This window comes from Variovorax sp. 160MFSha2.1 (genome assembly GCF_048305075.1).
GTDB lineage: Bacteria > Pseudomonadota > Gammaproteobacteria > Burkholderiales > Burkholderiaceae_C > Variovorax > Variovorax guangxiensis.
Genome location: NZ_CP157624.1, coordinates 3740293 through 3764560, shown reverse-complemented (window position 1 = coordinate 3764560; position 24268 = coordinate 3740293). Strand labels below are relative to the sequence as shown.

The following is a 24268-nucleotide window of genomic DNA, read 5'->3' as shown; positions in this document are numbered from 1 at the left end:
GGTTCAAGCCCCGACTGCTGCTGGCGCGAGTCCGTTCATCAGCCCGCTGCCCGCGTGGCAGTTGACGTACTCGTAGCTCTGCTCGTCGGCCTTGAGCACCGACACCTCGTGATACACGCGCAGCTGCAGCTGGAAGTTCAGCGCCTGCACGTAGCGCATGAAGCTGCCGAAGATCGCGACGTGCGTGGGGTGCGACTCGGCCCAGCGTTCCATGTCGGCCAGCGAGCGCCAGTAGCTCAGCCCGAACGACTTCTGCAGCGGCGCGCCCTGCGCGTCGAGGTGGCGCATGTAGCGGTTGCTGTAGCAGCCGATGCCCAGCCCCTGGTCGCGCAGGAAGTCCATGCCCTCGCGCAGCACCGGTTCCATGTCCTGCAGGTAGAGCGTGCGCTCCTGGCCGGTGGTGTCGGTCCATTCCTGGCCGGAGCGGATCATCGCGACGTTCTCGTGGCCCGCGATGCGCACGCGCTGCCCCGGCGCCGGCACGCCTGCGATCACCGCGCGCGAGCCCGAAGGCGCCATCGCGTCGGTCTGCGACAGCGGAATGCGGTCGCGCATTGAACCCCAGTACCCGTGCTCCTGCAGCTCGCCGCTGACCCCGCCCATCACCACGCCGACGCCTTCGAAGCGGTCGGGCGTGTTGAACATGGTCTCGAAGTGCTCGACGCGGGGCGAGGCGATCTCGCGGAAGTAGCCGAGGCCTTCCGTGAGCCGTTCGTCGGAGCGCCACCAGGCGTCGACAGCGGGCGTCGCGCACCAGCGCGCGTAGGCGGCGGGGTCGTTCCAGTAGGCGATGGCGATCATGTTGTCGAAGCCTTGCGCGTCGACGTAGTGCGTGAGGTCGTGATGGCCGGGGCCGTCGGGCAGGGCGAAGTCGCGCGCGATCTTCATCAGCGCGGCACAGGCGCGGCCCTGCATTTCGGCGCCGCGCGACTGCACGCCGAAGTAGCCCATCACGACCTGCCTCACCGCGACCGGTGCGCGGGCCGACCACACGGGGTAGGGCGGCACGTAGTCGTCTTCCACGCGGCGGTGGCGCGTGCGGGGGCACTTCAGGTGCTCGTCGATGGCGGATTCCATGGTGCGCCTCCGTTGCTTCAGGCCGCGACCGGTTCTGGCGTGCTGACTTCAGGCTCCGGCGACGTCGCCTGCTGCACCACGACCGGTTCGCGGCGCGTCTTGTTGAGCAGCAGCTGCGTGACATCGGGCCGCGAGTAGTGGCCGCTCGGGTCGGCTGCGGCCTTGGCGAGCGAGATCATGCCGAGGTCGATGTCGGCGACGACCAGGCCTTCCTCGTCTTCCGCCAAAGGCGTGCCCAGTGGCGAGCCGTCGGGTGCGTAGATGCGCGCGTAGCCACCGCCGGTGCGCAGCATCTGCTGCTTGCCGGCGTCGGTGCACATCAGCTCGCTCATGGCCTTCGACACGGTGGCGCAGGGCGCGATCACGAAGCACTGGCCCTCGGCCGCGTACACCTGGCTCGCGGCGTTGTTGACCTCGGGCCCCAGCGCGTAGGCCGCGCCGCGGTAGAGAGAGAAGCTCGGCCATGCGCCGCAGTGGATCTGCTCGTTCTGCGAGTACATCGCGTACTTGCTCAGCGGCTGCAGGTGCTCCCAGCACGAGAGTGAGCCGATGTTGCCCAGCGGCGTGCGGATCACGGCGAGGTCGGAGCCGTCGCCTTCGCCGAACACCGTGCGCTCGACGTGCGTGGGCTTGAGCTTGCGCCGCGTCTGCACCGTCTCGCCCTGGTCGTCGATGAGCGCCTGCGCGATGTAGAGGCTGCCCGCGGCCTTCTCGCTGTAGCCAAGCGAGACCCAGATTCCGAGCCTGCGCGCCGCCTGCGCGACGCGCTCGAACTCGGCCGAGCCGACGACCAGCGAGTTGTCGTGGTACCGCTGCACGAACTGCATGCCCCAGGCCGGCGAATCGAGCCAGATCCACCACGGGTAGCCGGGCACCCAGGTCTCGGGAAAGGCGATGAGCTTCACGCCCTGTTTCGCGGCCTGCGCCATCAGGTCGATGGTCTTGTCGATGGTGCCGTCGAGGTCGAGGAACACGGGGGCGGCCTGCACTGCGGCGACGCGCAGCTTGGGGTGGACGGTGGTCGGCATGAGAGTTCTCCAGATGCAATGAAAGTGACGGGGCGTGAATGCTTCGGTCCGCAGGCACCGGGTTTGCGCTGTGGCATGCGGGTTGCTTGAAGCGTAGATTCGCGCCGCCGGAACGCCTTGACCCGGTTTGGCGGCGTTCTTGTTCCAGCGTTGCATCCGTTCGTTGCCCAGGCTTTCCGAGGAATCCGATGACCCAGCTGCTCAGCACCGATGCCGTTTCGCGCAACCAGCGGCTCGCCTACTGGACCGACATGATCTGCAACGTCTACGTGCAGCTGGGCTGCGACCCGGTGCACGGCGGCGATTCGGGCGACCCGGGCGATTTCGAGGGAAGCATCCGCCAGCACACGTTGCCCGGGCTCGACGTGTCGGTTGTCACCTCGAGCCCGCAGAAGGTGATGCGCACGCCGGGGCACATCTCGCATTCCAGCGACGACTACTTCCTCGTGAGCATCCAGGCGCGCGGCCAGGGCGTGGTGCGGCAGGACGGCCGCGACGCGGTGCTGTCGGCCGGCGATTTCGCTCTGTACGACAGCACGCGGCCCTACCAGCTGCTGTTCGACGAATCATTCGAGCAGATCGTGCTCAAGCTGCCCGGCGAACGCCTGCGCAGCGAGTTGCGCGACACCGAGGCGCTGACGGCCACCACCGTGTCGGGGCGCGAAGGCGCGGGACACCTGCTGCTGGGCATGATCCGCACGCTGCGCGAGGACATCGACACGCTGCAGCCGGCCTCGGCCCTCGCGGTGGCCAACGGCGTGCAGAACATCCTGGTGGCGGGGCTGCAGACGCTGCCGGCGGCGAGCGCGCCTTCGCTGAGCAATCTGGCGGCTTACCACCTCGCGCGCGTGAAGCGGCGCATCGACGAGCAGTTGGCCGATCCGTCACTCTCGGTGAGCACGCTGGCGACCGGGCTGGGCGTCTCGGTGAGCCACATCCATCGCGTGTTCAAGAGCGAGCCGCTCACGCCGTCGCAATACATCTGGGAGCGCAGGCTGCAGGCATGCAGCCGCGACCTGCTGGAGCCGCGCCTGGCAGGCCGTCCCGTGGCCGATATCGCCTACGGCAGGGGATTCAATGACGCGGCGCACTTCAGCCGCGCGTTCAGGGAGCGATTCGGCTGCTCGCCACGCGAGTGGCGGCAGCAGCGCATGCAGTAACGGATCGAAGGATCGGCTTACTGAACCAGCAGCACCGTGGTGTTCGTCTCGGCGATCACCTTGGTGGCGACGGAGCCCATCAGCGCTCGGCCGAGGATGCCGTGGCCGTGCGTGCCCAGCACGATCAGCCCCGCCTGCGCGGCGGCGGCCGACTTGAGAATCTCCTCGGCGATGTGGCCGTGGCGCGCATCGACCGTGTAGTTGGCGATGCCCTGTGCCGCGAGCTGCGCCTTCACGGGGTCGATCACCTTGGCGCTTTCCTCGGCGTAGTAGTCGGAGACGATCTCCTTGCTGAGGTGGCGCGTGACGTGGCCCGAGATGCCGGTGCACACGTGCACGATGACCAGTTCGTGGCCGTCCACGAACATCGCGCGGTTGGCAACCAGATAAGCCAGCGCCTTCTGCGTGTAGGCGCTGCCGTCGACTGCGATGAGGATTTTCATGGCCCCGTTATACGGCGCGTGCCGCGCGGGCGGCAACGAGTCGCACCTCTCGCGCAAGGGCCTTGCGCCCGAAGGGAATCAGCCGTGCAGGCCCTTCCAGAGCATGTAGGCGGCCAGCATGTAGAGGATGCTCGCGAACACGCGCTTGAGCTTCTTCACCGGCAGGCTGTGCGCCGCCTTCGCGCCCAGTGGCGCGGTCAACACGCTGCACAGGGCGATCACCGCCAGCGCGGGCAGCCAGATGTAGCCGAAGGAGCCGGCCGGCAGGCCCTGCACCGACTGTCCGCTCACCGCATAGCCCAGCACGTTCGCCACCGCGATCGGAAAGCCCAGCGCCGCGCTGGTGGCCACCGCGTTGTGGATGGAGATGTTGCACCACGTCATGAACGGCACGCTGATGAAGCCGCCGCCGGCGCCCACCAGGCCCGAGATGAAGCCGATGGCGCCGCCCGCCGCAAGCTGGCCGCCCGTGCCCGGCATCTGCCGCGAAGCCGCGGGCTTCTTGTCGAGGAACATCTGCGTGGCCGAGAAGCCCACGAAGAGCGCGAAGAAGATCGCCAGCGCCGTTCCCTTGAGCAGCGAGAACACGCCCAGGCTGCCCACCAGGCTGCCGATGACGATGCCGGGCGCGAGCCGGCGCACGATGTCCCAGCGCACCGCGCCGCGCTTGTGGTGCGCGCGCACGCTCGACACCGAGGTGAAGATGATGGTCGCCATCGAGGTCGCGATGGCCATCTTCACCGAGAGATCGGCTGGCGCGCCGCGGTGGCCCATGATGATCGTGATGAACGGCACCATCAGCATGCCGCCGCCGATGCCCAGCAGGCCTGCGAGGAAACCGGTGCCGAGCCCGAGGGCGGCGAGTTCGGCGATGAGGATGGGGTCGAGCAGGCTAGAGACGTTCACGGAAATTCTGTATCGCAAAAAGCAACGGCCCCGAGCAGTTTGTGCAGGGGGCCGTGGCGGAATTAGGTGTCTGCAAGTGGGCGCCGGACTCGCATCCTGAACCGGGGTTCAGGTGGGCGAGGGCAGCAGGACTTCGGGTTCATCTGACGCGAGATGATCACACCCGTCGAGCGATTTACCAAGCCCGGCTCCGTAGAGCATTGGAACAAGGACATATAAAGCCCAACGCGCACCGCAGACAGTTCGGATTTTACCGCTGCAGCCCTGCCGGCGGAACCCGCTCAGAGCAAATGTCCATCGCCCGCCAGGGCCTGATCGAGTCTTTGAATGAGCTGGGCGGCCTTCGGGTCGGTCTCTGTGGTATCGGCTGCTGCGGCAGCAGGCGCGGGTGCCGCGGTGGCGGCGGCCTGCTGTGCGGCGAGGTCGAATGCCAGGTTCAGCGATGCCAGCACCGCGATGCGGTCGCGGGCCTTGACTTTTCCCGCGTCGCGGATCTTGCACATGGCGGCATCCACGCGGTCGACGGCTTCGCGCAGCTGCGCCTCGCCGCCGTCGGGACAGCCGAGCAGATAGCTCTGTCCCATGATCTGTACTTCAATCTGCTTCATGCGGGGGAATCTTCGGAAGGTGGGTCGGCCGGCAACCGTTCGAGCAGGGCGTCGAGGCGCGTGCGGGCCGCGACGAGCCGCGACTTCAGGGCGTCGCGTTCGCGCGTGAGCGCATCGACCTGTTCCTGCAGCAGCGCGTTGGTGCGCTGCACCTCTTCGTGACGCACGAGCAGTCGTTCGACGCGCTCGGCGATCTGGTCGATGGGGCTGGAGGCGGGCATGGTTGGCGATTGTAGTTTCCCGGGGAGGCGGTCCCGCCGAGGCCGGACGCGGCGCCCGGCGTGCCCGGGATTCTGCGGCTTTGCCGCCCGCCGATCAAACCCCCGATCAGGTGTTTCAGGCTTCGCTCAGCCGCACGTAGGTGGCCAGCAGCGCGCTCTTGGCGACTACGCCCAGCAGCACCGGGTTGGCGGCGCTCTCTATCAGCGGCAGCCGCTCGCCCAGGTGGTCGAGGAAGCGCTGCAGCGCCTCGCCCAGCCCGGTGTCGGCGGTGATCGGCAGGATCGCCTGCGAGAGCAGGGCGCCGGCCGTCGTCTCCTGCGGCGCCGTGCCGAGCGACGAGAGCGGCACCACGCCGAGATAGCGGTTGTCCGCGTCCACCACGTACAGGTACTTCACGGGGTACTGCAGAAAGAGCCTGCTCATCGCCTCGCGGTCCGCCTGCGGGCCGACCACCGTTTCGGCCGGCTGCACCAGGTCGCGCATGTGCAGGCCTCGCAGGCGCATCTGGTCGTCGCGCTGTGCGTTGCGATGCAGCGTGATCTCGTACATCGAGCCCGCGTTGGCCGAGCGCGCCACGAAATACGCGATGACGCTCGCGGCCATCAGCGGCAGCATGACCTGGTAGCTCAGCGTCATCTCGAAGATCACCAATATCGCCATCAGCGGCGCCTGCGTGGCGCCCGCCAGGAACGCGCCCATGCCGACGATGGCGTAGGCGAAAGGCGCCGAGCTCGCCGCTGGCCACAGCGCCTGCACGCCCTGGCCGAAGAGCGCGCCGATCATGCAGCCGAAGAAGAGCGCGGGCGTGAACACGCCGCCCACCGCGCCCGAGCCCGCCGTTGCCATGGTGGCGACCGCCTTGGCGAGCAGCACCATCGCGATCAGCGTCCATGCCCACGGCGTATGCAGCACCGAATTGACCACGCTGTAGCCGTTGCCCCAGACCTCCGGCATCGGCACCGACACCGCGCCCATGACGAGCCCGCCCAGCGCCAGCCGCCACGGCAGCGCGAGCGGCAGCCGCGAGAACAGCGCCCGGCTGCCCTGCAGCGCACGCAGGAAGCCCACCGCCGCGAAGCCCAGCAGCACGCCGAGCACGCAGAACAGCACGACCTCGGTGCCGTGGATCTCCGGGAACGGCGGCATCCTGTAAGGCGGCTGGTAGCCCGGAAGCGCCCGCATCGCGACGTTGGCGACCACCGAGGCGATGATGATCGGTCCCACGCTCTCCATCGCGATGGAGCCCAGCACGATCTCCGCGACGAAGAAGGCGCCCGCGATGGGCGCGTTGTAGGCTGCAGTGAGGCCGGCCGCCGCGCCGCAGGCCACCAGCAGCCGCAGCCGTTCGGCCGGAAAGCGGAACACCCTCCCGAGCAGCGAGGAAGCCAGCGCCGCCAACTGCACCATCGAGCCCTCGCGCCCGATGGAGCCGCCGGTGCCGATGCTCACCAGCGACGACGCGCTGCGCGCCAGCGTCTGCGCCACCGGGATGCGCCCGTCGCCGAGGACGATGGCTTCCATGTAGTCCGACGTGGCGCTGCGCGAAGCCACGCGCCTGGCCAGCACCAGCAGCAGCCCCGCCACCAGACCGCCGAGCGTGGGGCAGGCGATGCGTGCCCACCATGGCAGTTGCCTGGCCATTGCCACGAGCCCTTCGCCAGGCCCCAGCACCAGGTGCTCGAAGGCCAGCAGCGCCGCGCGGAAGAATTCGGTCGCCAGCGTCCCCAGCAGCCCCGCCACGATGGACCACAGCAGCATCGACTGCCAGCCCGACACACCGAAGAGACGCTGCAGCGCCGAACGCAGATTCAGGAAGACCGAGGCGGGCTGCATCATGGCCGTCGATGTTAGCGGTGCCGCAACTTTCGACTTAAGCCCCGTTGGCCAGCGCATAAAATCACCGCCGTTGGTGCTCGCGCCGTGGTTCGCACGGCGCAGTTCAACGGGAAGCAGGAGTGAACGCCCCGGTTCTTGCCGGAACAAGGCCGAAGCCGCCTGCGCTGCCCCCGCAACGGTCAAGCAGACGGTGCCGCAAGGCGCCAACCCCTTTCCATCGAAGCCACTGGATGCCCTGAAACAGGCGTCTGGGAAGGCGGCAAGGAGTCGCTCTGCCAGCCCGGATACCGGCCAACAAGGCGGCTGCCGCATGCGTCGAAGATGAATGACGAACGCATGCGCGGCCATTGCGCCCAGGCGCCGGCGGGGAGGCCGGCCAGGGGTATTGACGTTCGTTCGCTTGATCCATGATTTCCCGTGTTTGCTCTTTCCGCGGCCGCGCTCCTGCGCGCCGCTTCCGCCACGCCTGCCTGCCGCTGGCGCTGGTTTCCGCCTTCGGCGGGCTGGCCCATGCGCAGGAGGCTTCCACCCTGCGCGAGACGGTGGTCACCGCCAACCGCACCCCGCAGGCGTTGTCGGAGCTCGTGGGAGACGTCTCCATCGTCGACAGCAACGCCATCGAGCGCAGCGGCGCGACCGGCGTGGCCGACCTGCTCTCGCGCGTGCCCGGCATCGAGATCTCGCGCTCGGGCGGCGTGGGCAACACCACCAGCCTCTTCATCCGCGGCGCCGAGACGCGCTTCACCGCCGTGTATCTCGATGGTGTGCGCATCGACTCGCAATCGACCGGCGGCGCCGGCTGGGAGGGCATCCCGCTGTCGCAGATCGACCGCATCGAGGTGCTGCGCGGCCCGGCCGCCGCGGTCTACGGCTCCGACGCCGTGGGCGGCGTGATCCAGCTCTTCACCAGGCGCGGCGAGGAGGGCGTGTCCCCCTACGCAGGCATCGGCTTCGGCAGCAAGGGACTGCGCAGGATCGAAGGCGGCGTGAGCGGCAAGTCGGGCCTCTTCGACTATTCCTTCGGCGTGGCGCATGAAGAGAGCAAGGGCTACAACGTGCAGCCCGTGAGCAAGCGCAACGTGACCAAGGACGGCTTCACCAGCCCCGACCGCGACGGCTACAACAGCACCTCGGGCAACGCGAAGCTGGGCTTCCAGATCACGCCCGACCAGCGCATCGAGGCCACGCTGCTTTCCAGCGACATCAAGGCCGGCTACGACGCCACGGTGTCCTACAGGACCAGGCTGCCGTTCCTGTTCGCCAACGACATCTCGAGCAACACGCTGCAGACCGCCGGCCTGAGCTGGTCGGCAAAGTGGAACGACGTCTACAGCACCCGCGTGCAGGTGACCGACTCGCAGCAGGTCTACAAGACCCAGCCCTCGTTCTACCGCACCGAGACGAAGCTGCGCGGCTACCTCTTCCAGAACGAATTCCGCTTCGGCCCGCACCTCGTCACCGCCACGCTCGAGCGCCGCGAGGACGCCCTGGAAAACGCTCCCACAACCACCTCGAAGCTGCTCTCGCGCGACCGCTCGCAGGACGCCGTCTCGCTGGGCTACGGCTTCGTGAAGGGCCCGCACTCGCTGCAGCTGCACGTGCGCCACGACAAGGACAGCGAATTCGGCGGCAAGACCACCGGCAGCGCGGCCTACGGCTACGCCATCACGCCCACGCTGCGCTTCACGGCGTCGGCCGGCACCGCCTTCCGCGTGCCCACGCTGTACCAGCGCTTCAGCGAATACGGCCTGGCCACGCTCAAGCCCGAATCGAGCCGCAACCTCGAGCTGGGCCTGCAGTACACCGAGGGCGCGACGCAGATGGGCATCGTGGCGTACGCCAACCGCGTGCAGAACCTGATCGTGTTCGACGGCTCGGCCAAGGGCTGCGCATCGTCCTTCGGCTGCTACGCCAGCACCGCCCGCGCGCGCTACCAGGGCGTCACGCTCTCGGGCAGCCACCGCATCGGCGACGTCACGCTGCGCGGCTCCTTCGACTTCCAGGACCCGCGCGACCTCGCCACCCACAACCTGCTCGCGCGCCGCGCGCAGCGCCACGCCACCCTGGGCGCCGACTGGCGCATCGCGGGCTGGACGCTGGGCGCCGAGGTGCAGACTTCCAGCCGCCGCTACGACGATGCGGCCAACAGCGTGAAGCTCGGCGGCTACACCGTGCTGAACCTGTCGGCCACCACGCAGATCACGCGCGACATCAACCTCGTCGCGCGCGTCGACAATGTGGGCAACAAGGACTACCAGTTCGCGCGGCTGTACGCCAATGCCGGCCGTACCGCCTACGTCGGTCTCAAGTGGACGCCTCACTAAGCAGCCAAGCATCCCAGCCGGGCGGCACCGCCGGTGCCGCGGCGGCCACCTGCGCCGCCGTGCTGGTGGCCGCCCCGGCCTCGGGGCAGGGCAAGACCACGGTCGCTGCCGCGCTGGCCCGGCTGCATGCGCGCCAGGGCAGGCGAGTGCGCGCCTTCAAGTGCGGGCCCGACTTCCTCGACCCGCACTGGCTGGCGCTGGCCACCGGCGCGCCGGTGCATTCGCTGGACCTCTGGATGACCGGCGAAGCCGACTGCCGCGCGCGCCTGCACGCGGCAGCGGCCGAATGCGACCTGCTGGTCGTCGAAGGCGTGATGGGCCTCTTCGACGGCACGCCCAGCGCCGCCGACCTGGCACAGCGCTTCGGCCTGCCGGTGCTGGCGGTGATCGACGCGCACGCCATGGCCGGCACCTTCGGGGCGCTGGCCTACGGGCTGCAGAGCTTCCGCGACGGCCTGCCGTGGGCCGGCGTGCTGGCGAACCGCGTGGCGAGCGAACGGCACGGCGCCATGCTTCAGCAAGCGTTGCGCGACCCTTCGCAATGGCTCGGTGCCTTGCCGCGCGATTCCCGTTTCGCGCTGCCCGAGCGTCATCTGGGCCTCGTGGCCGCCACCGAACTCGGCGACGCGTTGGCCCGGCTGGACGCGGCAGCCGACGTGCTGGCCGGCACGCCGCTGGGTCGGATGTCCGTTGCCAACCTGCCACAGGTGCGCTTCGAGGCTGCATCCGACGAGCCGCAAGCCATGGCCCCATTGCTGGCCGGCCGCACCATCGCCATCGCGCGCGACGCCGCCTTCTCGTTCATCTACCCCGCGAACCTCGACGTGCTCACGGCACTGGGCGCGAAGCTGAGCTTCTTCTCGCCGCTCGCGGGCGACGCCTTGCCGGCCTGCGATGCCGTCTGGCTGCCCGGCGGCTATCCGGAGCTGCACGCGCAGGCGCTGTCGGCTTGCACGGCGATGCGTGAATCGCTTGCCGCGCATGCTGCAGCGGGCAAGCCGGTCTGGGCCGAGTGCGGCGGAATGATGGCGCTGTTCGACGAGCTGGCCCTGCAGGACGGTGAGCCAGTCCACCGCCTCTGGGGCCTGCTGCCCGGCCGCGTGACCATGCAGAAGCGGCTCGCGGGCCTCGGGCCGCAGCAGCTCTCGCTGGGCAGCCATGTGCTGCGCGGCCACACCTTCCACTATTCGAGCTGCGAAACGCCGCTGGAGCCGGTCGCCCGCACCGCCCGGCCCGGCGCCCCGCAGGCCGTGGGCACGCGCGCCGGCGAAGCGCTGTACGTGCACGGCCCGGTGCGCGCGAGCTACTTCCATGCGTGGTTCGCGTCCAGTCCGCAAGCCACTGCCCGCCTTTTCGGCGCCATGTCCATCGAGTTGGAGAGCCATGCCGCATTCGACCAAGCCTGAAGCCGTGGTGCACGAGTTCATCCTGGGTGGCCAGAAGAGCGGCAAGTCGCGCCGTGCCGAGCAGCGCGCCATCGACTGGCTCGCATCTGGCTCCCGGCCCCGCCGCGCCGTGCTGATCGCGACCGCCCAGGCCTATGACGACGAGATGCTGGAGCGCATCGTGCGCCACCAGGCCGACCGCGCCGAGCGCGTGCCCGGCATGCGGACCATCGAGGAACCCGTCGAGCTCGCGCGCGCCATCGTCACGCAGAGCACGCCCGAGACGCTGGTGGTGGTCGACTGCCTCACCATGTGGCTCACCAACCTGCTGATGCCCATGCCCACCGAGGACGCCCGCCCGGTGACACGCACGCCGGCCACGCACATCGCGATGCTGCTGGTCGCGCTGCGCGATGCGCCGGGGCCGGTGGTGCTGGTCGGCAACGAGATCGGGCTGGGCGTGATCCCGATGGGCCGCGAGACGCGCGCCTTCGTCGATGCGCTGGGCCGGCTCAACCAGGACGTGGCCGCCGCCTGCGGGCGCGTCACGCTGATGGCGGCCGGATTGCCGCTGAGTCTGAAGGCGCCTGCTGCATGAAGAAGATCCGCATCTCGCTGGCTTCGCTCGGCCTCGCTCTTTTCGCGCTGGCCGCGCATGCGCTCGACGTGGTCGACGAGCGCGGCGTTTCCGTCGACCTGCCGCAGCCGCCGCAGCGCATCGTCTCGCTGCTGCCGTCGCTCACCGAGTCGGTCTGCGCGCTCGGCGCCTGCGACCGGCTGGTGGGCGTGGACCGTTACTCCAACTCGCCCGAACAGGTGAAGGCGCTGCCGCAGCTCGGTGGCGGCATCGATCCGAACGTGGAGGCCATCGTCGCGCTCAAGCCCGACGCGGTGCTGCTGGCCAAGTCGTCGCGCGTCACGCAGCGGCTGGAGGCGCTGGGTATGAAGGTGCTGGTGCTCGAGCCCAAGAGCCATGCCGACGTGCGCCGCGTGCTCGACAAGCTCGACCAGGTGCTGGGCACGCACGAGGCGCCGAAGGTCTGGCGCGTGATCGACGCCAGCGTCTCGGCCGCCGCGCAGTCGGTGCCCGCGGGGGCGAAGGGCATGCGCGTGTACTTCGAGGTCAACAGCGCGCCGTACGCGGCGGGCGAGTCGTCCTTCATCGGCGAGACGCTTTCGCGGCTCGGCATGAAGAACATCGTGCCGGCATCGCTCGGCCCGTTCCCCAAGCTCAACCCCGAGTACGTGGTGCGCGCGAACCCTGACCTCATCATGGTCAGCGTACGCAGCGCGCAGGGGCTGGAGCAGCGGCCCGGCTGGGCCGGCATCCGCGCGGTGCGCGAGGGCCGCATCTGCCGCTTCAGCGCCGAGCAGTCCGACGTGCTCGTGCGCCCCGGCCCGCGCATGGACGAGGCCGCGCGGCTGATGGCGCAGTGCATCGTTGAAAAGGGCGGCAAGCGATGAACGCGGCCGCCTTCAGGCACACGGCCCATCTGCGCCGCGTACTGCTGCTCGGCGCCGGCCTGCTGGTGCTGGGCACGGGGCTGATGCTGCTGGGCCTGGGCATCGGCAGCACAGGCTTCGAGAGCCTGTTCGCCGCGCGCCACGACCCGGTGGCGTTGCAGATCGTGTGGGACATCCGGCTGCCCCGCACGCTGGGTGCCTGGCTGGCTGGTGCGCTGCTGGGGCTGGCCGGCGCGGTGGCGCAGGGGCTTTTTCGCAATCCGCTGGCCGATCCGTACCTGCTCGGCAGTGCTTCGGGCGCCTCGCTCGGCGTGGCGGTGGCGCTGCTGATGTTCGGCGGCTCGGCTGCGAGCACGCAGTGGGTGATGCGGCTCGGGCTCACCGGCGCGGCCTTCCTGGGCGCAGTGCTGGCCGTGATGCTCACGCTGATGCTGGCGCGCGGCGTGCAGCAGACGCTGCGGCTGCTGCTGGCCGGCGTGATCGTGGGCGTGGTGCTTGGCGCGGCCAAAGACCTCATCACCATCGCCTCGGCGGACATCCTTCAAGCCATACAGGGTTTCATCCTCGGCAGCACCGGCCTCGTCGGCTGGAGCGCCTGCGCGGTGATGGCCATGGTCGGCGCGGCCTGCCTGCTCGCGGGCTGGGCGCTGGCGCCGGTGCTCGACGGACTCGCGCTCGGCGAGGCCACCGCGCGCAGCCTGGGCCTGCCGCTGGGCGCGATGCGCGCGGCGCTGGTCGTGGTGCTGGCGCTGGCCACCGGCGCGGCCGTGGCGCAGACCGGGCTGATCGCCTTCGTCGGACTCGCGGCGCCGCATCTGGTGCGCTCGGTGGTCAAGACCACGCATGCGCGGCTGATCGTGCTGTCGGCGCTGATGGGCGGCCTGCTGCTGATGGCGGCCGACCTGCTGGCGCGCTGGCTGATTGCGCCGCAGGAGCTGCCCGTGGGCGTGCTCACGGCCGTGCTGGGCGGCAGCTACCTGCTGTGGCTGATGCACAGGCGCAGCGCGCGGAGCGGCGTGGCATGAGCCGCAACGACGCTCCCGCCGCGCTCGAGGCGCGCCAGCTGAGCGCCACGCTCGGTTCCACCGAGGTGCTGCACAGCATCGACCTGAAGCTGCGGGCGGCGCGCTGGACCAGCATCGTCGGCCCGAACGGCGCGGGCAAGTCGACGCTGCTGAAGGCGCTGGCGGGGCTGCTTGCGCATCGCGGCGAGGTGCGCCTGTTCGGCGAGGCGCAGGACAAGGTGCCCGCCCGCGTTCGCGCCCGCCGCCTTTCGTGGCTGGGCCAGAGCGGCACGGGCGAGGGCAGCGCCGACGACCTGATGGTCTACGACGTCGCCATGCTCGGCCGCCTGCCCCACCAGCGCTGGCTCGCCACGCCCGGCGTCGCCGACCGCGAGGCTGTCGAACGCGCACTGCGCAGCACCCAGGCCTGGGACTGGCGCGACCGCCCGCTGGGGCAGCTTTCCGGCGGCGAACGCCAGCGCGTGCTGCTGGCGCGCGCGCTCGCCGTCGAAGCCGAGGCGCTGCTGATGGACGAGCCGCTGGCCAACCTAGACCCGCCCCACCAGTCCGACTGGATGCAGATCGTGCGCACCCTCGTCGCAGAAGGCCGCACGGTGGTCAGCGTGCTGCACGAACTGCCGATGGCCCTGGCCGCCGACGAGATGGTGGTGATGGACCAAGGCCGCGTCGTGCACCACGGCAGCTGCGACGACCCGGCCACCCATGCCGCGCTGGAGCAGGTCTTCGACCACCGCATCCGCGTGCACCGCGTGGCTGAGCAGTGGATTGCGTTACCCAGATGAAATCGAAATGCGGGATCGGACAGCCGAACGCAGAGGGCGCGAAGGATTCGCAGAGGTCGCAGAAGTGAATACAGAATTTCTCGATATTCCTTTTGGGACTTTCGCGAAACCTTTGCGACTTCTGCGTTCCCGGTCAAGTCCGCATTTGAGACAGCTTGAAAAGGCATAGATGCAAATAGAGACCCCACCCAGCGAAAAGCCCTACGAGAAGCCCGAAGGCGAGCGCCGCGGCATCGTCATCGTCAACACCGGCGACGGCAAGGGCAAGAGCACGGCCGCCTTCGGCCTCGCGCTGCGCGCGCACGGCCGCGGCAAGGCCGTGAAGATCTACCAGTTCATGAAGGTGCCCACCGCGCGCTTCGGCGAGCACCGCATGTTCGAGCAGATCGGCATTCCCATCGAAGGGCTGGGCGACGGCTTCAGCTGGAAGAGCCAGGATCTCGAACGCTCGGGCCAGCTCGCGCGCGACGGCTGGGAGAAGGCGAAGGCGGCGATCCTGTCGGGCGAGTTCTTCCTCGTGGTGCTCGACGAGATCACCTATCCGCTGATCTACGGCTGGCTGCCGCTCGAAGGCGTACTCGAAACCCTGCGTGCGCGGCCGAAGCATGTGCATGTGGCGCTCACCGGCCGGCGCTGCCCGCCGGAGATCATCGAGCTGGCCGACACGGTGACCGAGATGACGCTGGTCAAGCACGCCTTCAAGGCCGGCATTCCCGCCCAGCGCGGCATCGAGGACTGAAGGCGCTCATGGCACACGCGTTCGAGGCCGGCGAGGCGAGGGCGGTGTACCGCGCCATCCACGAGCGGCGCGACATGCGCCACTTCGCGGGTGGCCGCGTCGAGCCCGAGGTGCTGCGCCGGCTGCTCGACGCGGCGCACCACGCGCCCAGCGTGGGCTTCATGCAGCCGTGGCGCTTCATCCGCATTCGCGGCGAGGCGCTGCGGCAGCAGTTGCACCGCATGGTCGAGCAGGAACGCGTGCTGACGGCGCGCGCCCTCGGCGAGCGCGAGGACGAGTTCATGCGCCTGAAGGTGCAGGGCCTGCTCGATGCCGCCGAGCTGCTGGCGGTGACGCTTGCCAACGGCCGCGAGAAGCACGTGTTCGGCCGCCGCACGCTGCCGCAGATGGACCTGGCATCGGCCTCCTGCGCCATCCAGAACCTCTGGCTCGCAGCGCGCGCCGAGGGGCTGGGCATGGGCTGGGTGTCGCTCTTCGATCCGGTCGAAGTGGCTGCGCTGCTGGGCCTGCCCGAGGGCGCCGAGCCCATCGCCTTGCTGTGCCTGGGCCCCGTGGCCGATTTCTACGAAGAGCCGATGCTGCAGCGCGAACGCTGGGCCAAGCGCGAGCCGCTCGCATCGCTGGTGTTCGACGAGGGCTGGGGCCGGCCTTCGGACCTCTTCGATCAACCGACCGCCCTGGAACGCACCTGATGCTGGCCTTCGACTCCGTTCTCTTCGAGCTTGCGCGCCTCTTCCTCTGGCCGGTTACGCTGGGCGTGCTGCTGTCCTTCGTCTATGCCGTGTACTGCCTGGGCGCGTTCGGCTTCGAGTACGTGCAGCGCCGCCGCGATCCGTCACGCGCGCTGGTGCTGCAGGGCCACGCGCAGGCCAGCCAGGAGCAGATGGAGCTGGTGGTGCTCAAGCAGCTCGAAGGCGTGCGCCTGTGCAGCCGCGTGGCGCCGATGCTGGGGCTGATCGCCACCATGATCCCCATGGGCCCCGCGCTGGTGGCCGTGGCCTCCGGCGAATCGCAGGGCGTGGCGCAGAGCCTGGCGCCGGCCTTCGCGAGCGTGATCGTGGCGCTGGCCTCGGCTTCCATCACCTTCGTGGTCTACACCGTGCGCCGCCGCTGGCTGATGCGCGAGCTGGTGACGGTACTCGACGCGCGGGACCGCCTCTCATGAGCCGGCGCCAGTTCTCGATATTGAGCAGCCTGGACAGCGACGACGACGATCCGGTGCTCTCGACCATCAACCTGATCGACGTGTTCATGGTAGTGATCGGCATGCTGATGATCGCGGTCATCAACAACCCGATGAACCCCTTCGCGCATGACAAGGTGACGATCATCCGCAACGAGGGTCAGCCCGACATGGAGATCATCACGCGCGAGGGCCGCAAGATCACCCGCTTCAAGGCCAGCGGCGCGACGGGGCAGGGCGACGGCGAGAAGGCCGGCACCGCCTGGCGGCTGAAGGACGGGACGATGGTCTACGTGCCGGCGGATGCGGAGCCGGCCGGGCCGGGCGGGAAGTGACGCGGCTTCTTTTTTCAGCCTGGTTCTTTCTTGCCGGGTTGGGACTGCTCCAGCCGGCGCACGCGCAGCAGCAGCGGCCTGCACGCGTCGTGGTGCTCAGCACCTCGCTGGTATCGCCGGCGCGCGTGGTGCGGCTTCAGGCTGCGGCGCGCGAGGCGGGGCTGCCCTTGCAGGTGCTGTCGGCTTCGCAGGACTCGCCAGAGGCACTGGCCGCCGCGATCGACGGAGCGGGCCTGCTCGTGATCGACGCGCCGCACATCAGCGTGGCGCAGGCGGCGGCTGCGCGCTTCGGCGACGCGATCTCGCGCAGTGCGGTGCCCTACGTGCTCGTCGGTGAATTCGCGCTGGTGGCCAAGGCTCAGACGACGGCCGCTGCACCTCTCGCGGCCGAGCGCGGCGTCGATGCCGCCTGGGCGCAGCGGCTGCGCGAGTTCTGGCGCTTTGCGGGCGCGGCCAACCTGGGGGCGTCGATGAAGGCACTGCGCCAGCCCGGCAGGCTGGACGGGCTGCCCGATTCCGTGCCGCTTCCGCTCGCCGGCATCTATCACCCAGGCTGGCCGCGCGTCGAAACGGACATGGCAGCCGTCGAAAGGCTGCCAGGCAACGGCACCGTCGCCATCGCCGTCAACAGCGCCACCGTGACGGGCGACGACACCGGCTGGCTCGATGCGCTGATCGCATCGCTGGAAGCCCGCGGTCTGCGCGCCTATGCCTTCTACGGACCGCGCCAGCAGAAGGACCTGTTCTTCCGCATGACGCACGATGAAGGCGAACGTCGCGTGGCCGACGCCATCGTCAACGCCTCGCTGGTCTTCAGCCCCAACGAGCGCAAGGCCGAACTGGAGCGCATCGGCGTGCCGGTGCTGCAGACGCTGCCCTCGCTGGCGATGGATGCCACGCAATGGGAACAGAGCAGGGACGGCCTTGCGCAGACCGACATCGCCGCCTACTACAGCCCGAGCGAGCTGGCCGGCATGACCGACCCGATGCTCGTCAGCGCCCGCGACGCGGCCAGCGGTACGCTGCAGCCGCTGCCCGCGCAGATCGAGGCTGTGGCCGCCAAGGCGGCAGCACTGCTGCGGCTGCAGCGCACGCCGCCGGCCGAGCGGCGCGTGGCGATGCTGGTCTACAACTACCCGCCGGGCGAGGCCAATTTCGGCGCCTCGTTCCTGAACGTGCCGCGCAGCGTCAACAACATGCTGGCTGCTATGAAGTCGGCCGGCTACGTCGCCGAGCTGCCGGGCACCGACGCGCTCATCGCGCAGGTGCAGGCGACGATGCGCGCCTACTACCCGACGGGCCAGGGCGACGAGCTGCAGCCGCTGCTCGACAAGGGCCTTGCCGACACGATGCCGCTGCCGGACTACCTCGCGTGGTTCCGCGCGCTGCCGCAGGAAACGCAGCGACGCATCGAGCGCTACTGGGGCCCGCCCGAGCAATCGACCATGCTGCGCACCGTGTCGGGCGGGCCGGCTTTCGTGATTCCGCGCGTGAGCTTCGGCAACGTGGTCGTGCTGCGCCAGCCGCCGCGCTTCGAGCCCGGCACGCAGGTGGTGGGCAAGGCCGAGCAGGTCTACCACCGCTCGGCCGTTCCGCTGAGCCACGGCTACCTCGCCACCTACCTCTGGCTGCGCACCCGCTTCGGCGCCGGTGCCGTGGTGCACGTGGGCACGCACGGCACGGTCGAGTGGTCGGCGGGCAAGGAGCGCGGGCTGTCGGTGCAGGATGACCCGCTGCTCGCGCTGGGCGACCTGCCCAACGTGTACCCGTACATCATGGACAACCTCGGCGAAGCCACAACCGCCAAGCGGCGCGGCCGCGCGACCATGGTGAGCCATTCGACGCCCATGTTCGCGCCGGCGGGCTTCCGCCCCGGCGTGCAGGAGATGCATGAGCGCATGCACGAGTGGGAGACGCTTTCGCCCGGCCCGGTGAAGACGGCGCTGGAAAAGCGGCTCGCGGCGGAGTTCGCCGAGCAGCGCTACGACCGCGACCTGGGCTGGACGCCCGCGCGCATCCGCGCCGACTTCGCGGGCTTCGTCGCGGTGCTGCATCCGTACCTCGACGAGCTCGCGCAGACCGCGCAGCCGCTGGGCCTCGCGACCTTCGGGCAGGCGCCCGATGCGCAGCGCAGGCGCATGACCATCCTGCAGATCCTCGGCAAGCCGCTGGTCGAAGCGCTTGGTGAGGACATCGACGAAGCCTTCCTGATCGACGCGAAGAACGTCGCCGGCTCGCGCCCTGCGCGCTGGGTGGAACAGGCGCTCGCCGACGCGCAGGCCGCGAGCGCCATGGGCAAGACGGCGGCCGACCGGCAGAAGCTGCTGGAGCTGGCCGCGCGCGCCCGCAAGCTCGATGACGTGCTCGCGCACAACGAGGAAATCGAAGGGCTGCTGACGGCGCTCGACGGCCGCTATCTCAAGTCCAGCTACGGCGGCGACCCGGTGCGCAACCCCGACAGCTTGCCGACCGGACGCAACCTCTACGGCTTCGACCCGAGCCGAGTGCCCACTCGCACGGCCTGGGAAACGGGTGTCGCCGCGATGGATGCATGGATCGCGCAGCACGCGAAGACGCATGCCGGCAGGCCGCCCGAGAAGATCGCCTTCACCCTCTGGGCCGGTGAGGCCTCGCGACACCAGGGCGTGCTGGAGAGCCAGGCCTTCTATGCCATGGGCGTGAGGCCGCGCTGGGACGAGGGCGGGCGCATGGCGGGCATCGAGATCATTCCGGCGTCGCAGCTGAAGCGACCGCGCATCGACGTGCTGGTCAGCGTCACGGGCTCCTACCGCGACCAGTTCCCGGCCGTGATGCGCTGGCTCGACGAAGCGGTGCAGCAGGTGGCGGCGCTGCGCGAGCCCGGTAACGCCGTCGCCCTGCACAGCGAGGCCATGGCGCGCAAGCTGCGCGCTGAAGGTTCGGCGGCGGATGAGGCGCAACGCTGGTCCACCGCCCGCGTGTTCTCCAACGAGCAGGGCAGCTACGGCGCCGGGCTGGAGGAAGCCGCGCTCGCGAGCGATGTGTGGAAGAACCAGCAGCGCGGCGGCGGCGACGCGCAGATGGCGCAGCTCTACGTGGATCGCATGGGCCACGCCTACGGCAAGGGCCTGGACGGCGCCATGCGGCCAGGCGCCTACGCGGGCAACCTCGTGCAGGTCGATGCGGCGTTGATGGCGCGCAGCTCCAACCTGTACGGCGTGCTCACCAACGACGACCCGTTCCAGTACCTGGGCGGCATCGCGCAGGCGGTGCGGCATCTCACCGGCAAGGACCCGGCGCTGTACGTGCAGAACCTGCGCGACGGCGCCGAGGTGCGCACCGACACCGCGGCCGGCGCCATCGCGCGCGAGATGCAGACGCGCTACCTTCACCCGCAATGGATCGAAGCCCAGAAGGCCGAGGGCTACAGTGGCACGCTGCAGGTGCTGAAGACCGCGCAGTTCCTCTGGGGCTGGCAGGTGACCGCGCCGCAGGCAGTGCGGCAGGATCAGTGGCAGTCGCTGCACGACGTGTACGTGCGCGACCGGTACCGGCTGGGCACGCGCGAATGGCTGGAAGGCGACAACCGCGCGGCCTTCGCGCAGACGCTGGAGCGCATGCTCGATGCGGTGCGGCTGAATTATTGGAAGCCCGATGCCGCCACGCGGCGAGAGCTGGCGCAGGCCTATGCGCAGGCGGTGCGGGCGACGGGGCTGCGCGAGCCGAATGCGGGTGTGCAGCGCTTCGTGCAGGCCGAACTGGCACCGGCTCCGGTTTCGCCCAGGCCGCAGCCGGCCGTCACTCCCGTGGTCGTGCAGGCGCCCGCGCCGGCAGCGGCCTCTCAACCTGCTCCCGCGCCGGACGGCCCGCGGCCCGTCTTCGGCCTGAGGCTGGAGCAGACGCCAGCGGATGCACCGCCGCCCAAGGTCGACGAAGCCGCCGTCCTGCGGCTCTGGATGGCGCTGGGCGCCGCGCTGCTTCTGGCGTTCGGCGCGGCGATGCAATGGCGCCGGGGCAGGGCGGCCGCCTGATTCGCGAGAATGGCGGCTTCCATGCCCTCGCCGAGTTCCGAATACGCCATCGCCTTCGCCGCCGCGCTGTGGATAGCGCTGGCCGTCGATCGCTGGCTGGGCGAGCCGCCAGCGCCGCTGCATCCGGTCGTGTGGATGGGGCGCTATCTGGGCACGGGGTCGCGCATCGCGCCGCGCATGCATGAGGCCAAGACGGTCGATCTGCCGATGTTTTTCTGCGGCGCGCTGGTGTGGTGCGTGGGGGCGATGTGCGTCTGGGGCATCGCGATGGCCCTGCAGACGCTGGCGGTGCTGCATCTGCCCGTATGGGCGGTGGCGCTGGTGCTGGGCCTGCTGCTCAAGCCGCTCTTCGCCTGGCGCATGCTGCGCGACGAGGTGCTCGCGGTCGAGGCGGCGCTGGGCGTTTCGCTCGATGCTGGGCGCGCTCAGCTGGCGCGCCTTGTGAGCCGTGACGTCGAGCGTCTCAGCGAGCGCGAGGTGCGCGAGAGCGCCATCGAATCGCTCGCCGAGAACCTCAACGATTCGCTGGTGGCGCCCGTCTTCTGGTTCGTGCTGCTGGGCCTGCCGGGCGCGGCGCTCTACCGCTTCGCCAACACCGCCGATGCGATGTGGGGTTATCGAGGCGAGCGCAACGGCCGCGACTGGACCTGGTTCGGCAAATGGGCCGCGCGCGCCGACGACGTGCTCTCGTGGATTCCTGCTCGCATCACCGTGGCACTACTCGTACTTGCCGCATGGCGCTGGCCTTCGGGGCTGTCTGAAGAAGCCCGCCGCACGCCGTCGCCCAACAGCGGCTGGCCGATGGCGACGGTGGCCCTGCTGCTCGGCGTGCGGCTGGCGAAGCCGGGCGTGTATGCGCTGAATGCCGAGGGAGCCGCCCCGACGCCGGCGGATACCGGCCGTGCCGCGCAGCTTGGCCAGCGCGGCGTGCTGCTGCTGGCGAGCGGCGTCCTGTTGCTGGCCGCCGCGCTACTGTTCTTGGTGCCATGACCGACGCCGACTCCCTGTTCACCCACGGCGGCCCGGACGCGCTCGGCGCGCCCGCGCACGACTTCTCCACCAACGCCAACGCATGCGGCCCGAGCCCCGAGGCGATGGAGCTGGTGCGTGCGGCCGACCTGTCCCGCTATCCCGATCCGGCCTACACGGCGCTGCGCGAGCAACTCGCAGCCATGCACGGCGTGGACGCGTGGCGCATCGTGCTCGCGGCCGGGGCCAGCGAATTCATCCGGCGCATCACGACCTGGGTGGCGCTCGAAAACCGGAACGGGCATGGCGAGGCAGCGCTGCCGGCCATGTCATACGGCGACTACGCCGCGAGCGCTCGGGCGCTCGGGTTGCAGGTGGTGCGCGCACCGCATGCGGCGCGGCGGCCCTGGCTGGCCTGGTGCTGCGATCCCTCTGCGCCGCTGGGCCAGGCGCAGCAGGGCATCGGCGAAACCGTCGATGCCCTGCCCGAAGGCGTGCCATGCGTGCTCGACCGCGCCTACGAGCCTCTGCGGCTGGAAGGCCGTCTCGCACTGAACCAGCGGCAGCTGGACCGCGTCTGGCAGATGTGGTCGCCCAACAAGGCGCTCGGCATGACGGGCGTGCGCGCGGCCTATGCGATCGCACCGGCTGATGCGCAGGACGCGGTGCGCACGCTGTTGCGCCTTGCAGCCTCGTGGCCGGTGGGCGCGGATGGCGTGGCGATGCTTTCGGCCTGGACACAGCCGGGTGTGCAGCAGTGGCTGCGCGACAGCCTCGTCACCCTGCGTGCGTGGAAGGCGTCGCAGACGGCCTTGTGCAGCGAGATGGGCTGGCAAGTCTGGCCGAGCGACGCCAACTTCCATGTCGCCAAGCCCGGCGCCGACGATTTCGCAGCTCTGCTGAAGCGGCTGCGCGCGGCCGGCATCAAGCTGCGCGACTGCACTTCCTTTGGCCTGCCGGGCCACGTGCGCATGGGCGTGCTGCCGCCAGCCAGCCAGCAGGCGCTGAAAGAAGCCTGGACAAGCGCGGCCTGAACGCATACATACCCACCCTGACCGAAGACCAGAAGAAAAGATGCTCTACGCCATCACCACGCTCTTTCTGTGCCAGCTTGCCGGCGAACTGCTCGTGCAGTGGCTGGGGCTGCCCATTCCCGGACCGCTGATCGGCATGGTCTTCCTGTTTGTCGGCCTGCTGGTGCGCGGCAGCGTTCCGCAGGTGCTGAACGAAACATCGGGCCATCTGCTGCGCAACCTGATGCTGCTGTTCATTCCGGCCGTCACCGGCGTGATGCTGCATTTCGAGCGGGTGGGGCGCGAGTGGCTGCCTTTTCTCGCCGCCGGCATCGTGGGGGCAGCCTTCACCATGACGGTCACCGCGCTCACCTTCCGCTGGATGATCCGCATCACCGGCAAGGACGCCCAATAGATGACCGCGCCCGCCAGGCTCTTCGAAATCTGGGTGTTCCTGGCCCAGTCGCCGCTGCTGTGGCTGTCGCTCACGCTGCTGGCGTACCTGGGGGCGCTGTGGCTGCACACACGCAGCGGGCGCAACCCGATGGTCAACCCGGTGCTGATCTCGGTGATCGTGATCGTCACCGTGCTGCTGCTCACGCGCACGCCCTACGACACGTATTTCGAGGGCGCGAAGTTCGTGCACTTCCTGATCGGCCCCGCCACGGTGGCGCTGGCCGTGCCGCTCTACGGGCAGATCGACCGGCTGCGGCGGCTGTGGCTGCCCATCGGCGTGGCGCTGGTCGTCGGTTCGGTGGCAGCCATCGTCTCGGCCGTGGGCATCGCCTGGGTGCTGGGCGGTTCGCACGAGCTGATGATGTCGCTCGCGCCCAAGTCGGCCACCATGCCCATCGCGATGGGCGTGGCCGAGAAGATAGGCGGGCTGCCTTCGCTGGCGGCTGTGGCGGCTGCCGTCGCGGGTATCTCAGGCGCGATCATGGCCACCGGCCTGCTGAACCTGCTGCGCATCAGGGAGCCGGCGGTGCGCGGCTTCGCGGTCGGCATGGCGGCGCACGGCATCGGCACGGCGCGCGCCATCCAGGTGAACGAGACGGCGGGCGCGTTCTCGGCGCTGGCGATGGGGCTCAACGGCATCGCGACCGCGCTGCTGGTGCCGCTGATCGTGAAGCTGATGGGGGCCTAGAACGGCATGGCGAAGCCCGCTGCGGAACCGCGTCAGATGGAGCTGGTCTGGCCTTCCAAGGCCTATCTGCCAAGCTACGTCTCCGCGCTCAACCGCGGCTGGGCGCGCGACGAGACGCGGCCCGAATCGGGCGCCGAGGACCGCGCCGCCATCAAGGCGAACGCCGACCGCTTTCTTGCGAGCCTGGTCGACCGCGAGGCGAAGGGCGGCCGCATCGTCATGCCCGACGGCTCCAAGGTCCGGCGCCTGCCAGGCTACAAGTGCTGGATGTGGGACGGCGAGTTCTGCGGCAGCATCGACCTGCGCTGGCAGCCCGGCACCGACGCCTTGCCGCTCTACTGCCTGGGCCACATCGGCTACAACGTCGTGCCCTGGAAGCAGCGCAAGGGCTACGCCACGCGCGCGCTCGGCGCGATGCTCAAGCTCGCGGCCGGAGAGGGCCTCAAGCGCGTGGAGATCACCACCAGCCCCGACAACTTCGCTTCGCAGAAGGTGATCGTGGCGAACGGCGGCGAGCTGGTCGAGACTTTCATCACCCTGCCGAGCCAGGGGAGCCTGACGAAGCTGCGCTACCGCATCGCGCTTGTCTGAATCGCGGCTGGCGCAGAATCTCAC

24 protein-coding genes and 1 riboswitch are annotated in these 24268 nt (G+C 69.7%); of the genes, 17 read left to right on the top strand and 7 right to left on the bottom strand.

From position 1 onward, the window contains the following. Window positions 1-3: 3 nt before the first annotated feature. Complete coding sequence (locus ABL838_RS17035) at window positions 4-1077, bottom strand: phenylacetaldoxime dehydratase family protein (RefSeq protein ID WP_418121245.1); 1074 nt, start codon at window positions 1075-1077, stop codon at window positions 4-6. 17 nt (window positions 1078-1094) lie between these two features. Then, entirely contained in the window at window positions 1095-2105 is a 1011-nt protein-coding gene (locus tag ABL838_RS17030) for a carbon-nitrogen hydrolase family protein (protein WP_418121244.1), read from the bottom strand. Between the two features lie 188 nt (window positions 2106-2293). Between ABL838_RS17030 and ABL838_RS17025 the strand changes: the two genes are divergently transcribed. Continuing rightward, window positions 2294-3265 carry a helix-turn-helix domain-containing protein gene (locus ABL838_RS17025; protein ID WP_418121243.1) on the top strand — a complete coding sequence of 324 codons (972 nt, stop codon included), beginning with the start codon at window positions 2294-2296 and terminating at the stop codon, window positions 3263-3265. 17 nt (window positions 3266-3282) lie between these two features. Here the strand turns inward: ABL838_RS17025 and ABL838_RS17020 are convergent, their stop codons facing one another. The 5 genes from ABL838_RS17020 to ABL838_RS17000 form a co-directional block, all read right to left on the bottom strand. Beyond that, entirely contained in the window at window positions 3283-3708 is a 426-nt protein-coding gene (locus ABL838_RS17020; RefSeq protein WP_126023949.1) for a universal stress protein, read from the bottom strand. A gap of 78 nt (window positions 3709-3786) precedes the next feature. Then, a complete protein-coding gene (locus tag ABL838_RS17015) occupies window positions 3787-4614 on the bottom strand; it encodes a sulfite exporter TauE/SafE family protein (RefSeq protein WP_126023950.1) in 828 nt (275 codons plus the stop codon). A gap of 281 nt (window positions 4615-4895) precedes the next feature. Next, window positions 4896-5222, bottom strand: a complete 327-nt coding sequence (locus ABL838_RS17010; protein WP_126023951.1) for a cell division protein ZapA — start codon at window positions 5220-5222, stop codon at window positions 4896-4898. Further along, a complete protein-coding gene (locus tag ABL838_RS17005; RefSeq protein ID WP_418121242.1) occupies window positions 5219-5443 on the bottom strand; it encodes a DUF904 domain-containing protein in 225 nt (74 codons plus the stop codon). Before ABL838_RS17005 ends, ABL838_RS17010 begins: the two co-directional genes overlap by 4 nt. Window positions 5444-5558: 115 nt before the next feature. Beyond that, a complete protein-coding gene (locus ABL838_RS17000; protein ID WP_418121241.1) occupies window positions 5559-7280 on the bottom strand; it encodes a ClcB-like voltage-gated chloride channel protein in 1722 nt (573 codons plus the stop codon). A gap of 54 nt (window positions 7281-7334) precedes the next feature. Beyond that, a riboswitch (cobalamin riboswitch) is annotated at window positions 7335-7591 on the top strand. 96 nt (window positions 7592-7687) lie between these two features. Here ABL838_RS17000 and ABL838_RS16995 point away from each other — a divergent pair. From ABL838_RS16995 to ABL838_RS16920, 16 genes are all read left to right on the top strand, one after another. Further along, the gene (locus ABL838_RS16995) at window positions 7688-9604 is read left to right on the top strand and encodes a TonB-dependent receptor domain-containing protein (protein WP_418121240.1); all 1917 of its coding nucleotides are present in this window, start codon (window positions 7688-7690) and stop codon (window positions 9602-9604) included. Further along, a complete protein-coding gene (locus ABL838_RS16990; protein ID WP_418121239.1) occupies window positions 9589-11010 on the top strand; it encodes a cobyrinate a,c-diamide synthase in 1422 nt (473 codons plus the stop codon). The genes ABL838_RS16995 and ABL838_RS16990 overlap by 16 nt, the downstream gene beginning before the upstream one ends. Then, window positions 10988-11587, top strand: coding sequence for a bifunctional adenosylcobinamide kinase/adenosylcobinamide-phosphate guanylyltransferase (locus ABL838_RS16985; RefSeq protein WP_418121238.1), 600 nt, complete (start codon window positions 10988-10990; stop codon window positions 11585-11587). The genes ABL838_RS16990 and ABL838_RS16985 overlap by 23 nt, the downstream gene beginning before the upstream one ends. After that, the gene (locus ABL838_RS16980; protein ID WP_418121237.1) at window positions 11584-12453 is read left to right on the top strand and encodes an ABC transporter substrate-binding protein; all 870 of its coding nucleotides are present in this window, start codon (window positions 11584-11586) and stop codon (window positions 12451-12453) included. The genes ABL838_RS16985 and ABL838_RS16980 overlap by 4 nt, the downstream gene beginning before the upstream one ends. After that, the gene (locus tag ABL838_RS16975) at window positions 12450-13478 is read left to right on the top strand and encodes a FecCD family ABC transporter permease (protein WP_418121236.1); all 1029 of its coding nucleotides are present in this window, start codon (window positions 12450-12452) and stop codon (window positions 13476-13478) included. Before ABL838_RS16980 ends, ABL838_RS16975 begins: the two co-directional genes overlap by 4 nt. Next, window positions 13475-14260 (top strand): ABC transporter ATP-binding protein, encoded by a 786-nt coding sequence (locus tag ABL838_RS16970; protein ID WP_418121235.1) that lies wholly within the window; start codon window positions 13475-13477, stop codon window positions 14258-14260. Before ABL838_RS16975 ends, ABL838_RS16970 begins: the two co-directional genes overlap by 4 nt. Before the next feature lie 169 nt (window positions 14261-14429). Further along, a complete protein-coding gene (gene cobO, locus ABL838_RS16965) occupies window positions 14430-14999 on the top strand; it encodes a cob(I)yrinic acid a,c-diamide adenosyltransferase (protein WP_019652373.1) in 570 nt (189 codons plus the stop codon). 8 nt (window positions 15000-15007) lie between these two features. Continuing rightward, window positions 15008-15691: a 5,6-dimethylbenzimidazole synthase gene (gene bluB, locus ABL838_RS16960; protein ID WP_418121234.1), complete on the top strand. Its 684-nt coding sequence runs from the start codon at window positions 15008-15010 to the stop codon at window positions 15689-15691. Next, window positions 15691-16164 (top strand): MotA/TolQ/ExbB proton channel family protein, encoded by a 474-nt coding sequence (locus tag ABL838_RS16955; protein ID WP_418121233.1) that lies wholly within the window; start codon window positions 15691-15693, stop codon window positions 16162-16164. Before bluB ends, ABL838_RS16955 begins: the two co-directional genes overlap by 1 nt. Beyond that, the gene (locus tag ABL838_RS16950) at window positions 16161-16517 is read left to right on the top strand and encodes a DUF2149 domain-containing protein (RefSeq protein WP_418121232.1); all 357 of its coding nucleotides are present in this window, start codon (window positions 16161-16163) and stop codon (window positions 16515-16517) included. Before ABL838_RS16955 ends, ABL838_RS16950 begins: the two co-directional genes overlap by 4 nt. Window positions 16518-16555: 38 nt before the next feature. Next, window positions 16556-20527 (top strand): cobaltochelatase subunit CobN, encoded by a 3972-nt coding sequence (gene cobN, locus ABL838_RS16945; protein ID WP_418121231.1) that lies wholly within the window; start codon window positions 16556-16558, stop codon window positions 20525-20527. Window positions 20528-20548: 21 nt separating this feature from the next. Then, window positions 20549-21517, top strand: coding sequence for an adenosylcobinamide-phosphate synthase CbiB (gene cbiB / locus ABL838_RS16940; protein WP_418121230.1), 969 nt, complete (start codon window positions 20549-20551; stop codon window positions 21515-21517). Next, window positions 21514-22530, top strand: coding sequence for an aminotransferase class I/II-fold pyridoxal phosphate-dependent enzyme (locus tag ABL838_RS16935; RefSeq protein WP_418121229.1), 1017 nt, complete (start codon window positions 21514-21516; stop codon window positions 22528-22530). Before cbiB ends, ABL838_RS16935 begins: the two co-directional genes overlap by 4 nt. A gap of 40 nt (window positions 22531-22570) precedes the next feature. Continuing rightward, window positions 22571-22924, top strand: coding sequence for a CidA/LrgA family protein (locus tag ABL838_RS16930; RefSeq protein WP_418121228.1), 354 nt, complete (start codon window positions 22571-22573; stop codon window positions 22922-22924). Continuing rightward, a complete protein-coding gene (locus tag ABL838_RS16925; protein WP_184637503.1) occupies window positions 22925-23653 on the top strand; it encodes an LrgB family protein in 729 nt (242 codons plus the stop codon). A 36-nt stretch (window positions 23654-23689) separates the two neighbouring features. Beyond that, window positions 23690-24244, top strand: coding sequence for a GNAT family N-acetyltransferase (locus ABL838_RS16920; RefSeq protein WP_418121227.1), 555 nt, complete (start codon window positions 23690-23692; stop codon window positions 24242-24244). Window positions 24245-24268: the final 24 nt, after the last annotated feature.